The sequence below is a fragment of the Stenotrophomonas sp. TWI377 genome (assembly GCF_039674525.1).
Taxonomy (GTDB): Bacteria; Pseudomonadota; Gammaproteobacteria; order Xanthomonadales; family Xanthomonadaceae; genus Stenotrophomonas.
The window spans coordinates 46,732-70,619 of sequence record NZ_JBDJNT010000020.1 but is presented as its reverse complement, the minus strand read 5'-3'; the positions used below and the strand labels follow the sequence as shown (position 1 = coordinate 70,619).

19 protein-coding genes and 1 pseudogene are annotated in these 23,888 nt (G+C 67.9%); 7 read left to right on the top strand and 13 right to left on the bottom strand.

Features of this window, described 5'->3' with window-relative positions; translation table 11 throughout:
* Positions 1-66: 66 nt before the first annotated feature.
* Positions 67-837 (bottom strand): DUF4349 domain-containing protein, encoded by a 771-nt coding sequence (locus ABE546_RS15725; protein WP_313210880.1) that lies wholly within the window; start codon positions 835-837, stop codon positions 67-69.
* A 156-nt stretch (positions 838-993) separates the two neighbouring features.
* On the opposite strand from ABE546_RS15725, the gene ABE546_RS15720 reads away from it, so the two are divergent.
* Positions 994-2,802 (top strand): DUF885 domain-containing protein, encoded by a 1,809-nt coding sequence (locus ABE546_RS15720; protein WP_313210819.1) that lies wholly within the window; start codon positions 994-996, stop codon positions 2,800-2,802.
* Positions 2,803-2,995: 193 nt separating this feature from the next.
* Here the strand turns inward: ABE546_RS15720 and smrA are convergent, their stop codons facing one another.
* Together smrA and ABE546_RS15710 are read right to left on the bottom strand one after the other, a co-directional pair.
* Positions 2,996-4,828, bottom strand: coding sequence for a multidrug efflux ABC transporter SmrA (gene smrA / locus ABE546_RS15715; protein ID WP_313210817.1), 1,833 nt, complete (start codon positions 4,826-4,828; stop codon positions 2,996-2,998).
* An 89-nt stretch (positions 4,829-4,917) separates the two neighbouring features.
* The gene (locus ABE546_RS15710; protein ID WP_346464423.1) at positions 4,918-6,495 is read right to left on the bottom strand and encodes a serine hydrolase; all 1,578 of its coding nucleotides are present in this window, start codon (positions 6,493-6,495) and stop codon (positions 4,918-4,920) included.
* 111 nt (positions 6,496-6,606) lie between these two features.
* Here ABE546_RS15710 and ABE546_RS15705 point away from each other — a divergent pair, with 111 nt between their 5' ends.
* Together ABE546_RS15705 and ABE546_RS15700 are read left to right on the top strand one after the other, a co-directional pair.
* Positions 6,607-7,047 carry a VOC family protein gene (locus tag ABE546_RS15705; RefSeq protein WP_346464421.1) on the top strand — a complete coding sequence of 147 codons (441 nt, stop codon included), beginning with the start codon at positions 6,607-6,609 and terminating at the stop codon, positions 7,045-7,047.
* Positions 7,044-7,862 (top strand): DUF72 domain-containing protein, encoded by an 819-nt coding sequence (locus ABE546_RS15700; protein WP_346464419.1) that lies wholly within the window; start codon positions 7,044-7,046, stop codon positions 7,860-7,862. Before ABE546_RS15705 ends, ABE546_RS15700 begins: the two co-directional genes overlap by 4 nt.
* A gap of 4 nt (positions 7,863-7,866) precedes the next feature.
* Here ABE546_RS15700 and ABE546_RS15695 read toward each other — a convergent pair whose 3' ends face one another.
* Positions 7,867-8,523 (bottom strand): Pr6Pr family membrane protein, encoded by a 657-nt coding sequence (locus tag ABE546_RS15695; RefSeq protein WP_313210809.1) that lies wholly within the window; start codon positions 8,521-8,523, stop codon positions 7,867-7,869.
* A gap of 78 nt (positions 8,524-8,601) precedes the next feature.
* Here ABE546_RS15695 and ABE546_RS15690 point away from each other — a divergent pair, with 78 nt between their 5' ends.
* The gene (locus ABE546_RS15690) at positions 8,602-9,549 is read left to right on the top strand and encodes a DMT family transporter (protein ID WP_293981624.1); all 948 of its coding nucleotides are present in this window, start codon (positions 8,602-8,604) and stop codon (positions 9,547-9,549) included.
* A gap of 52 nt (positions 9,550-9,601) precedes the next feature.
* Here ABE546_RS15690 and ABE546_RS15685 read toward each other — a convergent pair.
* From ABE546_RS15685 to ABE546_RS15665, 5 genes and pseudogenes are all read right to left on the bottom strand, one after another.
* Positions 9,602-10,672 (bottom strand): annotated as a pseudogene (locus ABE546_RS15685) (sensor domain-containing diguanylate cyclase).
* Positions 10,673-10,740: 68 nt separating this feature from the next.
* A complete protein-coding gene (locus ABE546_RS15680; RefSeq protein ID WP_019184431.1) occupies positions 10,741-11,463 on the bottom strand; it encodes a pseudouridine synthase in 723 nt (240 codons plus the stop codon).
* A gap of 56 nt (positions 11,464-11,519) precedes the next feature.
* Positions 11,520-13,154: a diguanylate cyclase gene (locus tag ABE546_RS15675; protein ID WP_346464418.1), complete on the bottom strand. Its 1,635-nt coding sequence runs from the start codon at positions 13,152-13,154 to the stop codon at positions 11,520-11,522.
* Between the two features lie 101 nt (positions 13,155-13,255).
* On the bottom strand, positions 13,256-15,637 hold the full coding sequence (locus ABE546_RS15670; RefSeq protein ID WP_346464417.1) for an EAL domain-containing protein: 2,382 nt from the start codon (positions 15,635-15,637) through the stop codon (positions 13,256-13,258).
* Between the two features lie 222 nt (positions 15,638-15,859).
* Positions 15,860-17,809 carry a DEAD/DEAH box helicase gene (locus ABE546_RS15665; RefSeq protein ID WP_346464416.1) on the bottom strand — a complete coding sequence of 650 codons (1,950 nt, stop codon included), beginning with the start codon at positions 17,807-17,809 and terminating at the stop codon, positions 15,860-15,862.
* Between the two features lie 267 nt (positions 17,810-18,076).
* Here ABE546_RS15665 and ABE546_RS15660 point away from each other — a divergent pair, with 267 nt between their 5' ends.
* Positions 18,077-18,307, top strand: a complete 231-nt coding sequence (locus ABE546_RS15660) for an RNA-binding S4 domain-containing protein (RefSeq protein WP_019184435.1) — start codon at positions 18,077-18,079, stop codon at positions 18,305-18,307.
* Between the two features lie 23 nt (positions 18,308-18,330).
* Here the strand turns inward: ABE546_RS15660 and ubiM are convergent, their stop codons facing one another.
* The 4 genes from ubiM to ABE546_RS15640 all read right to left on the bottom strand — a co-directional run bounded on the left by ubiM (position 18,331) and on the right by ABE546_RS15640 (position 21,750).
* Complete coding sequence (gene ubiM / locus ABE546_RS15655) at positions 18,331-19,503, bottom strand: 5-demethoxyubiquinol-8 5-hydroxylase UbiM (RefSeq protein WP_313217693.1); 1,173 nt, start codon at positions 19,501-19,503, stop codon at positions 18,331-18,333.
* An 89-nt stretch (positions 19,504-19,592) separates the two neighbouring features.
* Entirely contained in the window at positions 19,593-19,982 is a 390-nt protein-coding gene (locus ABE546_RS15650) for an MAPEG family protein (protein WP_346464414.1), read from the bottom strand.
* An 18-nt stretch (positions 19,983-20,000) separates the two neighbouring features.
* The gene (locus ABE546_RS15645; RefSeq protein ID WP_313217691.1) at positions 20,001-20,546 is read right to left on the bottom strand and encodes a DUF4019 domain-containing protein; all 546 of its coding nucleotides are present in this window, start codon (positions 20,544-20,546) and stop codon (positions 20,001-20,003) included.
* A gap of 61 nt (positions 20,547-20,607) precedes the next feature.
* Entirely contained in the window at positions 20,608-21,750 is a 1,143-nt protein-coding gene (locus ABE546_RS15640) for a hypothetical protein (protein ID WP_346464424.1), read from the bottom strand.
* 176 nt (positions 21,751-21,926) lie between these two features.
* On the opposite strand from ABE546_RS15640, the gene ABE546_RS15635 reads away from it, so the two are divergent.
* Both ABE546_RS15635 and ABE546_RS15630 read left to right on the top strand, forming a co-directional pair.
* Complete coding sequence (locus ABE546_RS15635) at positions 21,927-23,393, top strand: AlkA N-terminal domain-containing protein (protein WP_313210787.1); 1,467 nt, start codon at positions 21,927-21,929, stop codon at positions 23,391-23,393.
* A complete protein-coding gene (locus ABE546_RS15630) occupies positions 23,390-23,881 on the top strand; it encodes a methylated-DNA--[protein]-cysteine S-methyltransferase (RefSeq protein WP_313210785.1) in 492 nt (163 codons plus the stop codon). The genes ABE546_RS15635 and ABE546_RS15630 overlap by 4 nt, the downstream gene beginning before the upstream one ends.
* Positions 23,882-23,888 lie beyond the last annotated feature (7 nt).

The following is a 23,888-nucleotide window of genomic DNA, read 5'->3' as shown; positions in this document are numbered from 1 at the left end:
TAGCCCGCCGCTTTTGTCTCTTTTTCGGGAGTGCCCGCTCCCGCCCCCCCCCCACGACCGGTCTGGTCAGCGTGCGGCCGCCGCGGCCTTGCGCCGCTTGCGACGGCGCCACAGCGCCACGACCACGGCACCGACCGCCCAGACCACCACGCCGACCGGCACCAAGGCGGCGATCGCGCGGATCACGAAGGCGATGCTGGTGGTGAAGATCGCCCCGAACTCACTGAACGCCTTGCCGATTTCGCTGCGGCTGCGCTGCCCGGCCGGGCCTTCGAAGTGCATCGTCACCAGCTGGGTGTCGATCCGCCGGCGTTGCTGTGCCGCGTCCTTGTTGGCCTGCTCCAGCCCCGCCTCGATCTCCGCCATGCGCTGCGAGACCGCCAACAGGTCGGCCACCTTCATGTCACTGCGCTGCTGATACGCCTGCAGCTGCGCGTGTTCTTTCTGCAACCGCGTCTGGGTCAGCGCGGTATCGGCCACCTGCTGGGCCAGATCTTCGGCATGCGTGTTGCGCGAGGCCACATCGCCGCCTTCACCAGCCAGGGCGATGATCGGTTCCACGCCCTTGGGCGCGATGCGCACGCGGATGGAGCCGGAGCGGGTTTCACCGCCTTCCTCGCCTACCTGCAGCACGGCACAGTCCCCGAACCGGTTGCTCTGGCAGGCCGCGGACACGGCCTTGACCCGCTCACTGATGCGCTTGGCATCCAGCTGGATGCGGATGTCGTGTTCATACGCCAGGAACGCGCCCTCGGGGGACGCCACGGCCCCGGCGGCCGCATCGGCGGCGTAGTTCGGCCCGCTGCGGCCACAGGCCACCAGGACCAACAACAGCATCCCTGCCAGCCCGGCGCGGGCCCGTCCTTTCCACTCGGTCACAGTGCAGCTCCATCAAAAGCGGTGATCTTCACGGCGCATGGTAATCCAATGGCACGGGGACAACGGCGGCCATCGGCCCTATGCTCGGGGATTGTCCCCAGTACAGGAACACCGATGCGCCAGCATCTGCTTGCCCTCGCCCTGATCGCCGCCCTTGGTGGCTGCCAGCAGGCCGACTCCCCGACGCCCACCACCGGCACCGAAGCGGCCATCCCGGCTGGCGATGCCGCGGTCGATGCGGCCTTCGCCGATCTGTCCAAGCGCGCCCTCGACACCTGGATGCAGCTGTCCCCGATCAGCGCCACGCAGATCGGCGACCACCGCTACGACAGCGAGATCGACGACCTGAGCGCGGCCGGCCAGCAGAAGGTGCTGACCGCATACAAGGCACTGCTGGGCGATCTGGACAAGATCGACGTCAGCAAGCTCTCGCGCGAGAACCAGGTGGATGCGGCGATCCTGCGCAACCAGCTGCAGTCCGAGGTCTGGACCGCGGAAGTGCTGCAGTCGCCCAAGTGGGACCCGCAGATGTACAACGGCATGGCCGGCAGCGCGCTCTACGGCCTGATGGCGCGTGAGTTCGCCCCGCTGCCCGACCGCCTGAAGTCGGCGACCGCGCGCATGGAGAAGCTGCCGCAGATCTTCGCCCAGGCCCGCGAGAACCTGGACCCGGCCCGCGTGCCGAAGATCCATGCCGAAACGGTGGCCAAACAGAACCGCGGCATCCTGAGCATCGTCGATACCTTCATCACCCCGCACATCGGTGAGCTGCCGGCCGAGGACCAGAAGCGCCTGCAGGCCGCGATCGAGGGCTTGAAGAAGGCTGTCGACGAGCAGCAGACCTGGCTGGACAAGACCCTGGTGCCGAACGCCAAGGGGGACTTCCGCATCGGTGCGGACCTGTACGACCAGAAGCTGAAGTTCGCGCTGAACTCCTCGCTCTCGCGCGCCGAGATCGGCGAGCGCGCGCGTGCCGAGCTCAAGCGTGTGCGCCAGGACATGTACGGCATCGCGCAGACCGTGCTCAAGGACAAGCCGGGCGCGCCGGCGCTGCCGGCCAACCCGAGCGATGAGCAGCAGCAGGCCGCGATCGAAGCCGCGCTGGAGCTGGCCTATGCCGACAAGCCGGCCCGCGACAAGGTGGTTGACGACGCCAAGGCCGCGCTGGAGCAGTCCACCGAGTTCGTGCGCAAGCATGACCTGATGACCCTGCCCGATTCGCCGGTCGACATCATCCTGATGCCGGAATTCCAGCGTGGCGTGGCCGTGGCCTATTGCGACTCGCCGGGCCCGCTCGACAAGAACCTGAAGACCTTCTATGCGGTCTCGCCGATCCCGGACGACTGGACGGACAAGCAGGTCGACTCGTTCCTGCGCGAATACAACAGCCGCATGATCCACCTGCTGAGCATCCACGAAGGCACCCCGGGCCATTACCTGGAAGGCTGGCACTCGGGCAAGTTCCCCTCCACGCTGCGTGCGGTGCTGCGTTCGGGCCTGTTCGCCGAAGGCTGGGCGGTCTACACCGAGCGGATGATGCAGGAGCAGGGTTACCTGGACAACGATCCGCTGTTCCACCTGGTGCAGCTGAAGTTCTACCTGCGCACCATCTCCAACGCGATCCTGGATCAGGGCGTGCACGTGGACAACTGGACGCGTGAGCAGGCGATGCACCTGATGACCCACGATGCCTTCCAGCAGGAAAGCGAAGCCTCGGGCAAGTGGGTGCGTGCGCAGCTGACCTCCGCGCAGCTGCCGACCTACTTCGTCGGCGCGCAGGAACACTTCGATACCCGCAAGGCCGTGCAGGACAAGCAGGGCGCGAAGTTCAACCTGAAGGCGTACCACGATCAGATGCTGTCCTACGGCGCCCCGCCGGTGCGCTTCGCGCGCCAGCTGATGCTGGACCAGCCGATCGAGTAAACCCGCCTGGTTCCTCGTCAGACAGGCAACGGCCCGGTGCGAACCGGGCCGTTTTTTTGTGGGGTTTCGTAGAGCCGGGTTCTACCCGGCTGCCTGCGCCACGCAACAGCAGGAGCAGCCGGGTAGAACCCGGCTCTACGCGGGAAGCAGCCGACTGACCGTCGGCTCTACCCCCCGGCAGCGTCGGCACCGGTTAGGCATCGGCGGCGACGAAGCCCCCGGTCTGCCGCGCCCACAGCCGCGCATACAACCCGCCCGCCGCGATCAGCTCGGCGTGCGTGCCGGTCTCCACGATGCGGCCCTGATCCATCACCACCAGCCGGTCCATGCGCGCGATGGTGGACAGGCGGTGCGCGATCGCGATCACCGTCTTGCCGGTCATCAATTCGTCCAGGTTGTCCTGGATCGCCGCTTCCACTTCCGAATCCAGCGCCGAGGTTGCTTCGTCCAGCACCAGGATCGGGGCGTCCTTGAGCAGCACCCGCGCGATCGCGATGCGCTGGCGCTGGCCGCCGGACAGTTTCACCCCGCGCTCGCCGACGTGCGCGTCGTAAGCACGGCGCCCTTCCCCATCGACCAGCGTATCGATGAAGGCCGAGGCGCGTGCCTTGGCCACGGCGGCATGCAGCTGCGCCTCGGTTGCATCCGGACGCCCGTACAGCAGGTTGTCGCGGATCGAGCGGTGCAGCAGCGAGGTGTCCTGGGTGACCACGCCGATCTGCCGGCGCAGGCTCTCCTGGGTGACACCCGCGATGTCCTGGCCGTCGATGCGGATCTGCCCGCTCTCCAGGTCGTACAGACGCAGCAGCACGTTGACCAGGGTCGACTTGCCGGCACCCGAGGGCCCCACCAGGCCGATCTTCTCACCGGGTTTCACCTGCAGGTCCAACCCGGCGATCACGCCCCCGCGTTTGCCGTAATGGAAATGGATGTGATCGAAATGCACGGCGCCCTGGCTGACCACCAACGGCACGGCGTCGATACGGTCCTGCACGGTCAGCGGCTGGGAGATGGTGGTGATGCCGTCCTGCACCGTGCCGATATCTTCGAAGATGCCGTTGATGGTCCACATGATCCAGCCGGACATGTTGTGGATGCGGATCACCAGGCCGGTGGCCAGGGTGATTGCGCCGACGGTGATGTGGCCGCCGTTCCACAGCCACAGCGCCAGGCCGCAGGTGCCCACGATCAGGAAGCCGTTGACGATGGCGATGGTGACTTCCAGCCCGGTGGTGACCCGGGTCTGGCCACGGTGCTTGGTGGCCAGTTCGTCGATCGCCTCGGCCACGTAGGCCTGCTCGCGCCCGCCATGGGCGAACAGCTTCAGCGTGGGCACGTTGGTGTAGCCATCCACAATGCGGCCCATCGCTTTGGAGCGTGCTTCGGAGGCGATCCACGCGCGCTCTTTGGCCCGCGGCACGAAGTACCACATGATCACCGCGTAGCCGGCCATCCACAGCCCCAACGGAATCATCAGCCGCCAGTCGGCCTGCGCGAACAGGTACAGCGCAGTGCCGGTGTAGACGATGATGTACCAGAGCGAATCGACCATCTGCACGGCCGATTCACGCAGCGACGTCCCCGTCTGCATGACCCGATTGGCCATGCTGCCGGCGAAATCGTTCTGGAAGAAGCTCAGGCTCTGCCGCACCACATAGTTGTGCATCAACCAGCGCGAGCGGTTGCTCAGCCCCGGTACGATCGCCTGGTTCACCAGCAGGCTGTGCAACGACACCAGCAGCGGGCGCGCGATCAGGGTGATGCCGGCCATCCACATCAGCGTGTTGGCATGCCGCGCAAAGAAATCGCTGCCGGGCTGCTCGGCGACCATGTCCACGATGCGGCCAAGGAAATCGAACATCGCCACTTCGACCAGCGCCAACAGCAGGCCGGCGATCAACGTGGCCAGCAGCACCGGCCACACCGGGCGCAGATAGTGGATATAGAACGGCACCACCTTGCGCGGTGGCATGCGCGCATCGATCGGCGGGAAAACCGGAATCAGCGATTCGAACCAGCGGAACATCGCAGTGCACCAAAAACAAAACAGGCCGCGATTATCCCACCGCGGCCTGTCCTTTTACTCTCACCTCCATCACACGCCGGCGACGGGGTTCAGCCCTTGGCCTCGGGCGCGATCGGTGTCAGCAGCAGGTCCTGGAAATCGAAACTGAAATCGGTCAGCGAGGACGCCGCCTGCATGCGGACCTCACGGACGTTGCCGTCCGGATCCAGACTGAAATTCACGAAGGCGTCGGCATTGAGTGACCGGTCGTCCCAGCGCACCAGGAAGGTATCGTGCTGCCAATGTTCCAGCGTGCCGATCAACTGCGCGGTCTTGCCGAAGCGCAGGCGCAGCTTGCCGCCCTGCTGCTCAACGAATACATCGCCGTACCATGCGTCGCGGTAGCCCCCTGCGTAGCGCGCCAGTGGCAGCGACGGCTTGGATCTCGCATCACGTGCGGCCTGGTGCTTGGCCCAGCCTTCGTCTGCTTTCTCCTGTGACTTGGCAACGGCAGCGGCATACGCGGCGACCCAGTCGGTGGCCGGGGCCTGCAGATAGGCATCCAGCGCTTCCATCGTGATGGCATTGAAGGCCGCGCCGACTTCCTGGTTGGTGAGCACCACGATGCCCAGCTTGTGCTCCGGCACCAGGGTCACGCGCGACACCATCCCCGGCCAGCCGCCGGTATGCCAGACCAGCTTCTGGCCGCGGTAGTCGCTCAGGCTCCAGCCTTCGCCATAGCCGGCGAAGTTCGGCCGTGCGGCCGCCAGCTGCGGCACGCTCGGTTCGGGCACGACCTGAGGCGTAATCATCTGCCACATCGCCTGCTGGGTCTTGGCGGTGAACAGTGGCTGCCCGTTCTCCAGCGTGCCGTGGGCCAGCTGCACGTTCATCCAGCGCGCCATGTCGTGCACGCTGGAATAAATGCCGCCGGCGCCGGCATTGTTGGACCAGGTCAGCGGCGCGACGGTGCGCAGCTGGCTGAAATCGTACTTGGCGTGACCGACCGCGGCGTTGTCGCCGGGCTGCAGATGATCGGCGTTGTAGCGGGTGCTTTGCATGCCCACCGGGGTGAAGATGTGCTGCTGCAGGAAGTCCGCATAGGTCTGCCCGGACACCTGTTCGATCACCTGCTGGGCGACCGCGTAGAGAATGTTGTCGTAGGCATAGCGATCACGGAAACCGGCCTTCAGCGGCACCTTGCCCAGCCGCTGCACCACCTCCTTGTTGCTGTAGGAGGTGGTCGGCCAGAACAGCAGGTCGCCCGCGCCCAGGCTCAGGCCACTGCGGTGCGAGAGCAGATCGCGGATGCGCATTTCGCCGGTGACGTACGGATCGGACATGCGGAAGCCGGGCAGATGATCGATCACGCGATCCTCCATCTTCAGCTTGCCCTGCTCGGCCAGCAGATTCAGCGCGGTGGCGGTGAACGCCTTGGTGTTGGACGCGATCGCGAACAGCGTATCGGCCTGGACCGGATCCGGCTTGCCCAGCTCGCGCACCCCGTAGCCGCGCTCCATCACTACCTTGCCATCCTTGACCACCGCCACGGCGATGCCGGGGATGTCGAACTCGGCGCGGGCGCGTTCGATGGTGGCGTCCAGCCGCTGCAGTTCGGCCGGCACGGCGGCCGATGCCAAGGGTGCGCATGCGAGCAGCACGGCGCCTCCGATCCAGGATGTGTTCAAGCAGTGTCTCCGGTTGCGTGTGGCGGGGGCGTCGAGGGTGTCGATGCCCCGGTTTCGCACGATGGTAACGCGGCCCGGATCAGGCTCGCCTGTGCCAGAAGGAGGCCCGCCATGACCGCGCCCGCCGAGACCACCGCCACGATCATTCCCTGCCTGCGCTACCGCGATGCACACGCCGCGATGGCGTGGCTGCAGCGCGCGTTCGGCTTCCAGAAACAGGCGGTGTATGCCGAGGGCGATATCGTCCACCATGCCCAGATGGTGTATGGCCACGGCATGATCATGCTCGGCTCGGTCGACAACGCCAGCGAGTGGGGCCGCTACAGCGTCCACCCGGACAAGGTCGGCGGTCGGCAGACCCAGAGCGCCTGCGTGATCGTGGCCGATCCGGATGCGCACCATGCGCGCGCCGTCGCCGCGGGCGCGCAGATCGTCATGGACATCGCCGACCAACCGTATGGCGGCCGCGGCTATGCCTGCCGCGATCTGGAAGGTTACCTGTGGTGGTTCGGCAGCTACGACCCGTGGGCCGACCATGCGGGCGGCGCATGAGCACACCGCCCGGCACCATCCGCACCGGCATCGGCGGCTGGGTCTTCCCGGCATGGCGCGGCGGCACGTTCTATCCGGCCGGGCTGCCGCAACGCGAAGAACTGGCCTACGCCAGCCAACAGCTGGGCTGCATCGAGATCAACAGCACGTTCTACCGTGCGCAGAAGCCGGCCATCTATGCGCAGTGGCGCGAGCAGACGCCAGCGGGCTTCCGCTTCTCGGCCAAGGCGCCGCGCATGATCACCCAGACCCATGACCTGACCACCGTTGGTGAACGCGCCGAGCGCTTCATCGAGGGCATCAGCGTGCTGGAGGACCGGCTGGGGCCGCTGATCTGGCAGTTCGGCGACAGCCATCCCGCCGGTGCGGACGAATTCGAGCAGTTCCTGGGCATGCTCCCGCGCAAGATCGACGGTCGGCTTCTGCAGCATGCACTGGAGATACGCAATCCTGCCGCATGGACGCCGGCGCTGTTGGCCGCTGCCCGCGCCCACGGTGCAGCGCTGGTATTCAGTGGCTCGGATGAGTACCCCAGCTTTGCCGACCCGACCGCGGGGTTCATCTATGCGCGGCTGATGCGATCGCGCGCCAACCTGCGCGCCGGCTACCCGGCCAGGGCCATGGAGCAATGGTGCCTGCGTGCGATGCGCTGGGCCCGCGGCGAAGACAATCCGGACCTTCCCCACCTTTGCGCCGAACGCCCCGCGCAGCCACCGCGCGAGGTATATGTGCTGTTCATCGGTGCGGCCAAACAGCGCAATCCCGGCGCGGCGATGGCGCTGCGCGATCAGCTGCAGCTGCTCGGCGGCAGCTGATGCGTTAGCGGTTCCGGCGGCGCGCCGCCAAGGCACCATCCAGCCACCACAGCAGCGCACCGCACACGACGAACACCACTGCCACGGACAGCGCATTGCGCGCAACCAGCGCGATGCCCAGCGCGCCCAGGTCCAGGAAGGGATACGGGTACTGCCCACTGAGCCGCCCGACCAGCAGGGCCCAGCCGAGGTAGACCGTCGGCAACGCCAGTGTGCTGAGCAACCCACGCCGATGCAGGCCGCCATGCGGCCCGGCCAGCCAGCCAAGCAGATACAGCACGGGCACCGCGTAATGCAGGCCGGCATCGGCCCACCATTGCGCGCCCTGCGGGTGCCACAGCGGACGCAGGATGATCACGTAGATCAACCCGGTGATGCCGATGAACAGCGCCACCGCCGCGCGCGGGACCGGGCCGGCCAGCCCTTCACGGCGGCCCCGGGCCAGTGCCAGGCAGACCGCGGCGACGCCGATGTTGCTCAGGATGGTGAAGTAGCCCAGGTAGCGCAGCGTCGCGTCCGCAGCCACCAGGCCGGGCGTGCGCAGCAGCAGGTGGTACTGCAGCAGCAGTGCCACCACGGCGACCGCGGCGGTGAGGCCGGCCAGGGCACGCAGGGCGTGCGGCAGTCCGGCGGGGACAGGGGCGATGGGCAGGCGCGTCATCGCCGCAGAATGCCATGACCCCGCGCGGGATCGCGTGGAGGGCATCCGTCGCGGCGCGGCTTGTCGCACAATAGGCGGATGCCGATGACCGATACCCGCAGAGCCCTGCTGCAAATCCATTTCTGTGTGCTGCTGTGGGGCGTCACCGCCATCCTTGGCAAGCTGATCACCCTGCCCGCGCTGCCGCTGGTGTGGTGGCGCATGTTGCTGGTGGTGGCGATGCTGGCCCTGGTGCCGCGCGTGTGGCGCGGGCTGCGCCAGCTGTCCCCGCGGCTGGTCGCCGGTTACTGCGGTGTGGGCGCGCTGGTCGCGCTGCACTGGCTCACGTTCTATGGCGCGGTGAAGCTGGCCAATGCCTCGGTGGCGGCGACCTGCATCGCGCTGGCGCCGGTGTTCACCGCGGTGATCGAACCCTGGGTGGCCAAGCGCCCCTTCCAGTTCCGTGAGCTGGCCTTCGGGATCCTGGTCCTGCCGGGCGTCGCGCTGGTGGTGGGCGGCGTGCCCGATGGCATGCGCCTGGGCGTCCTGATCGGCGCGCTCTCGGCGCTGCTGGTGGCGATCTTCGGCTCACTCAACAAGCGCCTGGTCAGTCATGCCGACCCGCTCACCGTGACCGCGCTGGAACTCGGTGCGGGCACGCTGACCCTGACCCTGCTGGCGCCGGTACTTCCCTTCCTGCTGCCGGCCCTGGCCAGCGACCTGTGGGTGATCCCGGACCTGCACGACGGCCTGCTGCTGTTGGCCCTGGCCGGGCTGTGCACGCTGCTGCCGTTCGCGCTCGCGCTGGTCGCCCTGCGCCACATCAGCGCCTACACCTCGCAGCTGGTGACCAATCTTGAGCCGGTCTACGCGATCCTGCTGGCGATGGTGCTGCTCAGCGAGCAACGGGAGCTGACCCCGCTGTTCTATGCCGGCGTGGCGATCATCGTGGGGGCGGTGTTCCTGCACCCGCTGCTCAATCGCCGCCGGAAGGTGCAGCACCCGGAACTCCTGGCGACGTCCGAGGCACGCAACATCGCCGATTGAGCGGGCGTACCGGCCAACACCCGGTACCTGCCGCGGATACGGCCCGTGCACCTCAGTCGGCGCGGATGACCCGGTTGCGCCCCTCGCCCTTGGCCCGGTACAGCGCCGCATCGGCGCGGGCCAGGGTCTGCTCGATCGCATCGCCGTGGCGGTGCGCGGCCACCCCGATGCTGATCGTCAACGGCAGGCCCAGCGGCAGATCGGCTACCGCCATGCGCAGGAAATCGCACTGCAGCTCTGCCGTGGCCAACGGCGTGTCGGGCATCAGCACCACGAACTCTTCGCCGCCATAGCGCGCCGCCAGGCCATGCCCGGCGAAATGCGCGCGCAGCAGCCGGGCCAGTTCGGCCAGCACGTGATCGCCGGTGGCATGACCGTACAGATCGTTGACGGTCTTGAAGTGGTCGATGTCGAGCAGCGCCACAGCGGTCGCGCGCGGGTGACCATCGGCATCCACCACCGCCGCCTCCAGCGCGGTGCTCATCGCGCGGCGGTTGGGCAGGCCGGTGAGCGGGTCGGTGCGGCTCTGTTCGGCCAGGTCGGCGTTCTGCAGTTCCAGCAGTTCGTTGTACTCGGCCAGGCGCTGCTCGTACCAGGCGCGATCGGTCATGTGCTGCTGTATTTCATGCGCATACCGGCGCAGCTCCATCACCAGCGAAACCTGCCGCGACAGCGCCGACAGGGCATCGCGCTGGCCGGGGCTGAGCTGCCCGGGGGCGGCATCGAACACGCACAGCGTGCCCAGGGGCAGGCCGTCACTGCTCAGCAGCGGCGCGCCCGCATAAAAACGGATATGCGGCTCATCGACCACGACCGGGTTGTCGAAAAAGCGTGGGTCGGTTCGCGCATCCTCGACCACCATCACCTGGTCCGGCTGCAGGATGGCGTGACCGCAGAAGGAGATGTCCCGGCTGGTTTCCGGTGCGTCCAGCAGCTGCCGCGCCTTGAATCACTGGCGCTCCTGGTCGACCAGGGTCACCGCGCCCATGTGGGTGCCGCACAGCGCGGTGGCGATCGTGACCAGATCATCGAAGGACCGCTCGCGCGGCGTATCCAGGATCTGATACCGCTGCAGCGCCAGCAGGCGCTGTGCTTCGTTGTCCGGCTTGGACGGCTTGATCATCGTGGCAGGCGGTGGCGTGTGCCGGATCAGTCTAGCCCGGGTACGGTGTCACGGCGTGACGCACAGCATCACCAGTCCAGCTGTTTGGGCAGCAGGCCTTTGAGCTCGGCATCGGTGAGATTGCGCCACTGCCCCGGCTTGAGCGCACCGAGTTTGATGTTGTCGATGCGCACGCGGCGCAGCTGGGTGACCCGGAAACCGAACGCGGCCGCCATCAGGCGGATCTGCCGGTTCAAGCCCTGCTGCAGCGTGATCCGGAACCCGAACTTGGCCAGCTTGCTGGTCCGGCACGGCAGCGTGACCTCATCGCGGATGCGCACGCCGCGGGCCATGCCACGCAGGAACTCATCGGTGACGGCCTTGTTGACCGCGACCATGTATTCCTTCTGGTGCCCGTTCTCGGCGCGCAGGATCTGGTTGACGATGTTGCCGTTGCTGGTCAGCAGGATCAGGCCTTCGGAATCCTTGTCCAGGCGGCCGATCGGGAAGATGCGCTGCTCGTGGCCGACGAACTCCACGATGTTGCCCTTGACCGAACTTTCGGTGGTGCAGGTGATGCCCACCGGCTTGTTCAGCGCGATATAGACGTGCTTGCGGCCGCCGGCCTTCTTCGCTTCGCGCGCGCGCAGCGGCTGGCCGTCGACCAGCACCACGTCCTGTTCGCCCACCACCGCACCGGTACCGGCCGGATGGCCATTGACGGTGACGCGGCGTTCGCCGATCAGGCGGTCGGCTTCACGCCGGGAACAGAAGCCGGTGTCGGCGATATGCTTGTTGAGTCGGGTTGTCATCGGCCCATTATCGGGCAAAAGGCGGTCGCTGCTGCGTTTTTCCGCGTGCCGGCGGTTCAGGCCGGCAGCGGATCGCCGGCGGTCGTGGTGCGCTCGCCGTCATGGATCTGGTTGCGACCGTTGCGCTTGGCGCAATACATGGCGTGGTCGGCCCGGCGCAGCAGCCCGGCCAGGTCGTCACTGCCCGGCTTGAGCACGGCCAGGCCGATGCTGGCCGAGACCGTCAGGCCGGGAATGCCGAGTGTCTGGGTGACTGCGGCCACCTGCTGGCGCACCGTCTCCAACCGCGCCACGGCGGCGGCATGGCCGGCGCCGGGCAACAGCACCAGGAATTCTTCGCCGCCCATCCGGATCACATCGTCGTGATTGCGCACCGAGCCGCGCAGCGCGCGCGCCACCGCGACCAGGACCTGATCGCCGACGTCGTGGCCGAACTGATCGTTGATGTTCTTGAACAGATCGATATCCAGGAAGCCGATTGCCAGTGCATGCGGTTCCTGGCGTGCCCGTTCCAGGTATTCGGCGAGCAGGCGCAGGCCGGCGCGGCGATTGGGCAGGCCGGTCAGCATGTCGGTATCGGCGAGCTGGCGCATTTCATCGCGCTGGCGGCGCAGCCGGCCCAGCCGCAGGTTCAGGGCATAGGCGGCCATCATCAGGAACCAGGTCGCCGACAGCTGCAACGCTTCGATCCGGTATGCCACCAGCCACTGCGCATCCAGCGCATCGGCCCCGATCATGATCCACCAGGGGGCCAGCGCGGCCAGCCCCGGCAGTGCATGCGCATCGCGCTGCCACAGCCCCCACAGGCCTGCGCCGAGACACAGCGTGCAGCCCGTGAGGAAGACCCACTCCAGCAGCTCGGACACCACGGCCAAGCCGTCCGGCCCCCACAAAGGCACGGTCAGCCCCATGGCCACCAGTCCCCACAGCGCCGCATGCTGGGCCGGGCGGGAGCGCGGCCAGCGGCGATCGCCGCCGTTCAGTCGCCACAGGATGGGCAGCAGCAGCGCTTCGCTGAACGCGCTCAGCGCGACCAGCCACCACGAGGCGTGTTCGTGCACGGGCAGCCACGGCTCGGGATAGCCGCTCAAGCCCCCCAGCACCGCCTGCCACAGCACGAACACCACGCACGCGCCGACATACACCAGGAACAAGCGGTCGCGGGTGGTGACCCACCCCATCAGTGCCGACAGTGCCAGCGCGATCGCCACCGCGATGCAGGCGGCGCGCATCAGCAGCCGTGCCGTATCGTTCTGCTGCACCGGGCTCGGGGCCCCCAACTGGATGGTCGGCACCCAGCGCGGCTTGAGCGGGCGTGTCCAGGAGACCACGATCGGCTCATGGTTGCCGGCCTCGGGCACCACCACCAGCCCGACCCCTGCACGGAAGCGCGAATCACGGGTACGCGCATCGTGCATGCTGCCGCAGATCTCGCGGTCACCGTGGCTGATGCGGACCTCGCCGGTGAGCACGCCGAACACATCCACGGCCTGGGGCTTGCCCGACCAGCCGGCGGCCGGGGCCGGGATGGACAGCACTTCCTGGTGGCGTGCCAGCACATCCGGGGTGCACGCGCGCTGGGGGGTGACCGCATCGGTCGCCCCGCCCAGCAACAGGAAATCCTGCCCCACGCGCGGGGCCGCCTGCAGGCTCCAGGGCAACAGCCACAGCAGCACCAGCGCAAGCGCCATCCACCCGATTGAATACCCGCCCCCGTTGCTCACACTGCGCCCTGCCCGCCCGTGATCGCCCGCGCACACCGTGTCCGCTGTCGTCGGCGAGGATTATCGCATCATGGCGCGCCCCGCCAGGCCTCGGAGGGCCGCCCCGCGCCCACCGGCCGTATCGCCAGCTGGGTCATCCGCTCCAGCGGAATAGGCCGTTCGATCGCATACCCCTGCAGGCCCTCCACGCCCATCTGCGCCAGCTGATCGGCGACCACCGCCGATTCCACCCATTCGGCCACCACCATCATGTGCAGCTCGCGGCCGACCTCGGTGATCGCGCGCACCGCGGCGCGGTTGACCGGATCCAGGTTCATGTCGCGCACGAACACGCCGTCGATCTTGAGCATGTCCGCCGGCAGTTGCCGCAGGTAGCCGAACGAGGACAGCCCCGAGCCGAAATCGTCCAGCGCCATGCGGCAGCCACGCGCTTTCACCGCATCGATGAAGGCGCGCGCCTGGTCCAGGTTGCTGACCGCCGCGGTCTCGGTGATTTCAAAGCACAGCTTGCGCGCCAGGCCGCGGTTGCGTTCAAGCAGATCGGTGACGAAGGCCAGGAAGCTCGGCTCGGCGATCGACTGCGCGGACACGTTGACGTTGCACAGGCCCAGCTGCTGCACATGGCTCGGGCACACCTGCAGGTGCCGGAACAGCAGCGACAGCACATGCCGGTCCAGTGCCATGCCCATGCCGTATCGCTCCACCGCGCCCATGAACTCGGCCGGCCCCTGCAACGCGCCTTCCGGGCTGCGCATGCGCACCAGAACTTCGTAATGCAGGAACTCCGGATCGCCGACCCGCTCGATACGCTGGGCATACAACAGCATGCGGTTCTCGGCCATCGCGCTGGAAACATGGGCCAACCGCTCCGCTTCGCGCCGCCGCTCATCCAGCGCCATGCGGCTCTCGTTGTAGCAGTGCACCCGGTTGCGACCGGCTTCCTTGGCCGCGTAGCAGGCACTATCGGCGGCGCTCATCAACCAGTTCACATCCGGCGCATCCGGGCTGATCTCAACGACCCCGATGCTGCAGCTCACCCGGGGTGCGCCGTCGCCCTGCTGGATGCTGACCTGGCCAAGCGTGCGCACCACCCGCTGCAGCACCTGCTTGGCTTCATCCTGCCCGGCATTGGCCAGGAACAGGGCGAACTCGTCGCCTCCCAGGCGGCCGACCCAGTCGCCATCGCGCACCGCCCCCACCAGGTAATCGGCGAAGCTGCGCAGCAGCTGATCGCCAGCAGCATGGCCGAGCCCGTCGTTGACCAGCTTGAAGTAGTCCAGATCGATGTAGCACAGCGAGTGGGTGCCGCCCGCGGCCCGTACCGCCACCAGCGCCTGTTCGAGCAGCCGCTCGATCTCGCGGCGGTTGATCAGCCCGGTCAGCGGGTCGTGACTGGCGTGGTGCTCCACCTCGCGTGCCAGGGCATGGTTCTGCGAAACATCTTCCACCAGCGCGAACACCGCCGGCGCCCGCGCCCGGGTGTGCACCACGGTACCGCTCCAGCGCCCCCACATCAGGTTGCCGTCGGCACGCAGGAAGCGCAGCTCACCGGGGCGCAGCTGCCGCGGCCAGTCGATCCGGCCGTGCTCGTCCAGGACCAGCTCGCCCTCCACCAGCAGATCGGCCAGCGACAGACTGAGCAGCGCTTCGCGGCGTTGGCCGAGGATATCGGCCATTGCCTGGTTGGCCTCCATGATGCCGCCGTCCTCATCCAGCTTGAGCATGCCCACCGTGGCCTGGTAGAACGCGGCCCGGAACCGGCTCTCCTGTTCGGTCAGGTCATTGCGCACGCGCCGCGCCAGCAGCACGGCGACCAGGGTGATCGCCAGCACCGACAGCCCGCCGACGATGAAGGTCGTCATGCGCACCATCGCCGCGGTGTGCAGCAACGCGCTGGAGAACGCACGCGCCTGGTTCTGCATCCCCACATCCAGCGCCTGCACCCGGCGCAGCAGGGCCTGCTGCGCCGCCGGTGTCAGTGTGCCGGCGGCATGCCCGGCCTGGACCCGGTCGGTGATGGCCACCAGTTGCAGCAGATCGTTATCGGTGTCGCGCCACAGCCGTACCGCATCGCGGAAATACGGCTGATCGCGCAGGTAGCGATACGAGAGGATCAAACGGTTGATGTCGCCACGGGCGTTGCCGCCCTCAATGAAGCCCTGGCGTGCTGCGGCGATGTCCGGGTCGGCCTGCTCGAGGGCACGGCGGGCGGTGAGATCGCCCAGCGGCACCCGCAGCGCCTGCCGGGTTGCGCCCAGGTCAACAGCATCCCCCGAGGCGATGTACCGCGACAGCGCGTGAGTGGCCTGCTGCTGGCCACGCGACCAGTGGCTCTGGCCCATGATCCACGCCGTGGAGGCCGCCTGCAGCTCCTGGATCAACGCGGAAATCCCGACCAGGCCGATGGCCATGCCGGTCAACAACACGAAGCGCAGGGTCAGGCCCCGCATCGAACACGGTATCGCGGTCCTGCCACTCTCCCTGCGACCTCCAGACATCGCCGATCCCCCCGGGGCTGCGGATGTGGAAACTCATTCCATTGGAGCATGGTCCAATCCGCAGGCTAGGGCCAGCACTGTTGAGACGGTGCGAAACCGGTCGACCGGGACGCGGAGGCCGGATACGACGACGCCAGCCCGGAGGCTGGCGTCGCGTTGATCACCCTGGGGCGATCAGAAGTTGCGCGGACCGCGCGGCTTGAAGCCGTCACGACGCGGCGGGCGGTCGTTGCCGCCCGGGCCGCTGCGCGGGCCACCCGGACCGCCCGGACCACGCGGCTTGCCACCGAACTTCGGCTTGAAGGCCGGACGCGCCGACGGGGTCAGGTCTTCACCCGGCTCGACCTTGCGCATCTGAAGCTGCTGGCCCGAGACCCACACCTTCTTCAGGTGGGTCAGCAGGTCCTGCGGCATTTCGGCCGGCAGGTCCAGCACCGAGAAGTCGTCGTGGATGTCGATGCGGCCGATGAAACGGCTTTCCAGGCCGGCTTCGTTGGCGATCGCGCCGACGATGTTGCCCGGCTTCACGCCGTGGACGTGGCCCACTTCGATACGGAAGGTTTCCATGCCCGGCTCGGCGGCACCGCGCGGGGCGATGTCACGGCGCGGGGCGCGCTCGACGCCGCCTTCGCTGTTGCCGAAGTCGCCTTCCGGACGCGGCGGACGCGGGCCACGGTCGTCTTCACGGCGCGGACCACGCTCGAAGCGCGGCTCGAAACGGGCCGGACGCTCGCCACGGTCGTTGCTGCGCTCGTTGCGCTGATGCGGGGCACGCTCTTCACGGGCACCACGGACCGGCGGGGTCAGCAGGAACGGCGAATCACCCTGCAGCAGCTTGGCCAGCGCGGCGGCGATCTCGATCGCCGGCACGTTCTTCTCGCCTTCCAGGCGCTGCAGCAGGTCGCGGTAGAACTCGGTGCCACCGGCATCGAGCACATCGCTGATGCGGCTCATGAACTTGGTGATGCGGGTGTCGTTGACCGCGTCCACGCTCGGCAGCTGCATCTCTTCGATCGGCTGGCGGGTGGCGCGCTCGATGGCCCGCAGCATGCCCTTTTCGCGCGGGGTGGCGAACAGGATCGCATCACCGGTGCGGCCGGCACGGCCGGTACGGCCGATGCGGTGCACGTAGCTTTCGGTGTCGTACGGGATGTCGTAGTTCAGCACGTGGCTGATGCGCTCCACGTCCAGACCACGGGCGGCCACGTCGGTGGCGACCAGGATGTCCAGCTTGCCTTCCTTCAGCATGCCGATGGTGCGCTCGCGCTGGGCCTGCTGCATGTCGCCGTTGATGGCGGCCGCGGCCAGGCCGCGTGCCTGCAGCTTCTCGGCCAGCTCTTCGGTGGCTGCCTTGGTACGCGAGAAGATGATCATCGCGTCGAACGGTTCCACTTCCAGGATGCGGGTCAGCGCGTCCAGCTTGTGCATGCCGCTCACCCACCAGTAACGCTGGCGGATGTTGGCCGAGGTGGTCGTCTTGCTGACGATGGTCACTTCGGCCGGGTTCTTCAGGTAGGTCTGCGCGATGCGGCGGATCTGCGACGGCATGGTGGCCGAGAACAGGGCGACCTGACGGGTCTCCGGCAGCTTCTTCAGCACGGCTTCGACGTCGTCGATGAAGCCCATGCGCAGCATTTCATCGGCTTCGTCCAGCACCAGCGTCTTCAGCTCGGACAGGTCCAGGGTCCCGCGCTCGAGATGATCGATCACGCGGCCCGGGGTGCCGACGATGACGTGCACGCCACGGCGCAGGGCCGACAACTGCTGGCCATAGGGCTGGCCGCCGTACACCGGCAGCACGCGGAAGCCGGGAATGCCGGAGGAATAGGTCTGGAACGCCTCGGCGACCTGGATGGCCAGTTCGCGGGTCGGCGCCAGCACCAGCACCTGCGGCTTGGTCTGGTTGAAATCGAGGTTGGACAGCACCGGCAGCGCGAAGGCGGCGGTCTTGCCGGTACCGGTCTGGGCCTGGCCGAGCACGTCACGGCCTTCCAGCATGGCCGGAATGGTGGCGGCCTGGATCGGCGACGGGGTTTCGTAACCGACAGTGGCGACGGCCTGCATCACAGCGTCGGACAGGCCGAGATCTGCGAACAGCAGCGGCGCGGGGGATTCTTGGGACATGGGAAACTCCGAAACACCGCCGTTTTGGAAGGCAGTGAGATAAAAAAGGGGAATGGTCCGCGCTTTGGGCGCCCTTTCTTATCGCGTGCCCTGGCGCTGCTCGGTCGGAGGAGAATTCACTCACTCAGGGGGCGATGATACCGCATCGTTCCTGAACAACGTATACAGATTCCGGGATGGATCCCGTTGCCCCGCCTGCTGGCGCACAATACGCGCCCTTTCACGGCCCGGTCCCACGTCCGCGCCTCTTCCCAGGATACCCGCTCCATGCAGACCCTCGAATTTGAACTGGACCGCGACTACGTCGAGCTCAAGCAACTGCTCAAGCTGGCCGACCTGGTCACCAGCGGCGGCGAGGCCAAGACCGTGATCGGCGACGGCCAGGTCCTGGTCGACGGCGAGGTCGAGCTGCGCAAGGCATGCAAGATCCGCGCGGGCCAGCAGGTGCAGTTCGCCGACACCGTCATTCACGTGATCGCCGACAGCGACGCGCCCTGACCCTGTGTGACGACCAACGGTCATCACCTACCGGTGAGGTGGGCCGCGATCAGCTGGCGGAACGGGGCCACCCCGTGCGCCAGCCGCAGTCCGGCCCGGCGCAGCAGCCGCGCCGGCAGACGGTCATCGGTGTACAGCGAAGCGATCGCATTGGTCGCCTCGTAAAGCGGCCGCGAGGCCAGCCGGTGCCCGCGCTCGTAAGCGGCCAGCCCGGCGGGTGCGGCGATGTCGCGTCCCTGCCCGGCGGCCTTGCGCAGGCGCCCGGCCAGGCGATGCTGGCTCTGCAACCCCAGATTGAAGCCATGCGCGGTGACCGGATGCATGCCGACAGCGGCATCGCCGATCAACGCACAGCGATCGCCGGCGAACGCGTTGGCATACACCCCCACGAGGGGATAGGCCACCGGCGTGGCCACCGGCCGCATCGCGCCCAGCCGATGCTCGAAAAAGCCACTGAGGCTGCGGCCGAAATCGGCCTCGTCCTGGGCCATCAAGGCCGCGATCTGCCGCGGCGGCAGCGTGATGACGGCCGAGGCCTGGTCGCCATTGAGCGGCAGCAGGGCCATGGTGCGGCCATAGCCGAACCACTCCCAGGCGGTGTGCTGGTGCGGCACCTCGATCTGCATGCGGCAGACCAGCATCGATTTGCCGAAGTCACGCAGCTGCGCGCCGATCCCCAGCAGGCGGCGGGTGGAGGAGAAGCGGCTGTCGGCAGCCACCACCAGCCGCGCGGCCAGCTGGCGGCCATCGGCCAGGGTCACCACGCTGTGGGCCGGACCCGGGCTCACGGCCGTGACGCTGGCCTGGTCCAGGATCTCCAGACCGGCCTGGCCCTGCACGCTCTGCCAGGCGGCGCGGCGGATCAGATGGTTGGGCACCAGCCAACCGAGGTCGTCACCGGTGCGCTGGTCCGCGGCGAAGGTCAGCGCGAACGGCGAGCCGCCGTCCATCACCTTGGCATCGCGCAGTGGGGAAATCTCGGCGGGATCCAGCTGCGCCCACAGGCCCAGCGATACCAGGATCTGGCGGGAGGCATGGGTCAGCGCGATCTCGCGGCCGTCGAACGCGGCCTGCGCCAACGCGGCACGCGGCTGCTGTTCGATCAGGGTGACGCTCAGGCCGGTATCGGCCAGCGCGCGCGCGAAGCACAGCCCGGTCGGGCCGGCGCCCACCACCACCACATCCACTGACTGCATGATCCCATCCTGCCGTTACGTGTCCATCGCAGCTTAACGCCGCAGCGCCGGCGCCGTCCTTGATCTGGATCAGGCGCGCCAGCGCGGGTTCACAGCAGCGCCCACAGCAGCATCACGATGCCCAGCAGCGATACCAGCCACACCAGGCTGCGCACATACGGCACGCCGGCGGCGTACAGCGGCAGATAGATCAGTCGTGCCCAGAAGTACAGTTGCACGGCCACGGCCGTCATCCCGTCCTGGCGCTGGGTCAGCACCACCGCCAGCACCGCGGCGGCGAAGAAGGGGAAGGTTTCCATGAAGTTGCTCTGCGCCCGCTGCAGGCGCCCGGCCAACGGGCTCGGCGGCGGCATCGGCTGATCGCGCGCCGACGCATTCCAGCCGATCCCGCGCTCACGGGTGATCAGGGTGGAAGGCGCAAACACGTGCACGAGGCCGAGCAGCATCGACCACACCAGCATCTGGATCTCGATACTCATCTGTGCAGGCTCCGGCAATCAGGGGGTGGCGGCACGCACGCTGTAACCGGCCAGTCGCCAGATGCGGTCTTCATCGAACCGGAAGGAGACCAGTTCGCGCACCGGTTGGGCACTGTTGGCAAAGCGCGTGGGGAAACTGACGTTGATGTACAGGCCCTCCGGGACGGTCGCGCCGGCGGCGTACTTGACCCGGGTGACCACTGGCTGGCCGCGCGAGGCCAGCGCGCCAAGGCGCTGACGATCGGCGGTGAGCTGGCTGACGAAGGCCTGCTCGGTGACCGATTTCTTCGCCACGGCGGAGGCGCCTTTCCAGGCCTCGCCCGCACGGTTGGCATCGATCAGATGGGCGACCTGCAGTGCGGCCGCGCTCATCTCCGCATCCTGCTTCTGTACCTGCGCCTGCTGCGCCGGGCTCAATGCCGGGCGTGCCGAAGGAGCGGCGGCCGGCGCGGCAGCGGGCGCGGGGCGCGCCGGAGCCGGTGCAGGCGTGGCCGGCGGCGGAGGCGTCTGGGCCAGCGCGGCGAAAGGCAGCAGAGCGGACAACAGCAGCAGCGGAACACGCATCAGGACACCGTTGGCTGGAAGGAACTGCCTGCCAGTCTACGGGATGGACGTGAGTCCTCCGTCAGTTGCGCTCGGCCGCCTCGGGCGGTGCGGGGCGAGCATCGCCGAGGGTCTGCTCCACCGTCTCCGGCCGACCCGGTGCCGTCGTGTCCGGCAGCAGCGTGGAGACATCGATCTCCGACAGCGGGCTCTCGTCCGGGCAGGTCTCATCCGGGAAGCCGAAGCGCTGCTTCAGTGCCTGGCCACAGCTGTTGACGGCCTCCAGTTCACTGCCTTCGCGCTTGCACTCCTGATCGAAAGCGACCAGGAACGCATCCTTGCGGCGGACAAACGCATCGCCGCATTTGCGCATCTGCTTGATCCGTTCCAGGTCATCCTGCACCGCGTTGGTGCCATCCAGCCCGAACTGACGCAGCTCCTCGGCGGTGAGCAGGCGCAGGCTGCGGTTGGGCACCGTCATCATCAGGTCGGCCACGCCCACGGCCACGCCGTTGCGCTGCAGGTAATCCTTGACGTTGTCGTAGACCTCATGGAGTTCGCGGTTGAGCTCGGCGCGCGAGGTGGCCTTGGAGCTGATCCGCATCATCCGGTGGATGCCGACCTTGCCCGATACCAGCCGGTTGTCGCCGGCGGCCAGCACGAACACGCAGGCGCTGTGGCAGACCGAGCCTTCGCGCACCCAGATCGTCCAGTTGGATTCGCCAATGCGATCCCCCGCCACGATGGCGGCTTCGACCTGGCCACCACTCGAATCCAGATCCAGAATGCGGCGGGAAATACGCTGGGCATCGGCGACCACGGCCAGCCGCGCGACCAGCTCGGAGAAACCGGGATTGATCTTGCCCACATAGCGCACGCGCAGCAGGCCACGTTCGGCGCACGGCTGCAGGGCGGCATCGATACTGGGCCTGTCCAATGCCTCCAGCGGCGCGCCATCGCCCGCATCACCGGCGTAGTCGGTATCGCAGCTGATCCATGCCTTGCCGTTTTCCAGGGCTGCTTCCGGCCAGTTCATATCACCGCGCTTGGGCGCGGGCGGCGGCGGTGGCGGCGCGTCGGCAGCGTTGATCGAGACCATGTGGTCGCCATCGGCGGTCTGTGCCCGCACGGCCTTGTCGGCGGCAGTGACATTGCCCGGGTTTTCCAGCTGGCTGCAACCGGCCAGACCCAGGCACAACAACGGCAACCACCACGACTTGAGCAACATGGACAACCCGGAATCCTTGCGAGGGGGAATGCGCGGCAAAACCAGCGCAGATGCACAGTCTAGTGCGCGACCGGCGCGGCGCGGCAACCTGTCCTGAACCGGGCGACCCGGGGCTGGCATTGGCGTCCGAAAATGGCGAGCCAGCGCTGCTCACCGGGCATAGACTGGCCCCCATGGAGACCGCCCTGCCCCTGGACCACGCCGCCTGCGAAAGCGCCCGCCTTGCCCGCGATGCGCGCTTTGACGGGGTGTTCTTCACTGCCGTGCGCAGTACCGGCATCTACTGCCGACCGGTCTGCCCGGCACCGGCGCCGAAGCCGTCCAACGTCACTTACTACCCCACGGCTGCCGCCGCCGCAGCGGCCGGGTTCCGCCCCTGCCTGCGCTGCCGCCCCGAGTTGGCCCCCGAGGCGCAGGACGCACTCAACAATGAAACGCTGCAGCGCGCGCTCGCCCTGATTCACGATGGCTATCTGCAGGACCAGCCGGTGGCCGATCTGGCCACGCATGTCGGCTTGAGCGCCCGCCAGCTGCAGCGCCTGTTCGTGGCCCGGCTCGGTGCGGCGCCGGCGCAGATCCACGCGACCCGCCGGCTGTTGTTGGCCAAGCAACTGCTCACCGAAACTGCATTGCCGGTCACCGATGTCGCGATGGCCTCGGGCTACAACAGCCTGCGCCGTTTCAACGCAGCCTTTGTGGACGGCTGCGGCATGCCCCCGACCGCGATCCGCCGCCAGCGCGGTGCGCTGACCGAGGGCGCGCTGACCCTGCGCCTGGGCTACCGTCCGCCACTGGATTTCACCGCGATGCTCGGTTTCCTGCGCCGCCGTGCGATTCCCGGCATCGAGCAGATCGACACGGACAGCTACCAGCGCGTGATCGGGCCGCCCGAGCGCCCCTCACTGCTGCGCGTGACCGCCGATCCACGGCGCCCGGAGCTGTTGCTGCACCTGGGCCAGATCGATCCGCGTGCGATTCCGGGCATCGTGCGCCGCGTACGCCGCATCTTCGATCTCGATGCCGACCTGCGCATGGTGCACGCCACGCTCGCGCAGGAACCATTGCTGGCGACGGGTATCGCACAACGCCCCGGGCTGCGCGTACCCGGCGGCTGGGATGGGTTTGAAGTGGCCGTGCGCGCCGTGCTCGGCCAACAGGTCAGCGTGGCGGCCGCCGCCACACTGGCGCGCAGGGTGGTGGATCGCTTCGGCGCCACCCTCGAAGGCATGCCGGCAGGACTGGACCGCCAGTTCCCCTCGCCGGAAGCGCTGGCCCAGGCACCGCTGGAAACCATCGGGCTGCCGCGCACCCGCGCGGCCACCGTACGTGCGGTTGCGCAGGCGGTGGTCGATGGCCGGCTCGATTTCCGTGCCGGCCAGTCGCTGGCCGGCTTCGTGGCGCGCTGCGTCGCCTTGCCCGGCATCGGCCCATGGACCGCGCATTACATGGCACTGCGTGCGCTGGCACTGCCCGATGCGTTCCCGGCCGGCGATCTGGTGCTGCAGCAGGTGCTCGGTGGTGATACGCGACTGAGCGAACGCGCCACCGAGGCCCGCTCGCAGCCGTGGCGACCGTGGCGTGCCTACGCCGTTCTGCATCTGTGGCATCTGGCCACACCGTCTTCGGGAGTTACCTCATGACCCTGCTCTACGACACCTTCGACAGCCCGATCGGCGCACTCACCGTGGCCGGTGACAGCCAGGGCATCCACCACATCCTGTTCGAGAACAACCGTTACGACGCGAAGGGGCGCGAGCACTGGCAGCGCGATGCCCATGCGTTGCGCGGTGCACGTGGGCAACTGCTGGAGTACCTGCGCGGTGAGCGCGTGCGCTTCGATCTCCCGCTTGCCCCTCACGGCACGCCGTTCCAGCTGCGGGTGTGGAAGGCGCTGGCCGATATTCCGTTCGGCCAGACCTGGAGTTACGTGGCACTGGCGCGGCACATCAACCACCCCACCGCCAGCCGCGCGGTCGGTGCCGCCAATGGCCGCAATCCACTGCCGATCGTGCTGCCCTGCCACCGCGTGATCGGCAGCAGTGGTGCGCTCACCGGATTCGGCGGCGGCCTGGAAACCAAGGCTGCCCTGCTGCAACTGGAAGCACGGCGCGATTCGCTGTTCGCGTAACAGGGCA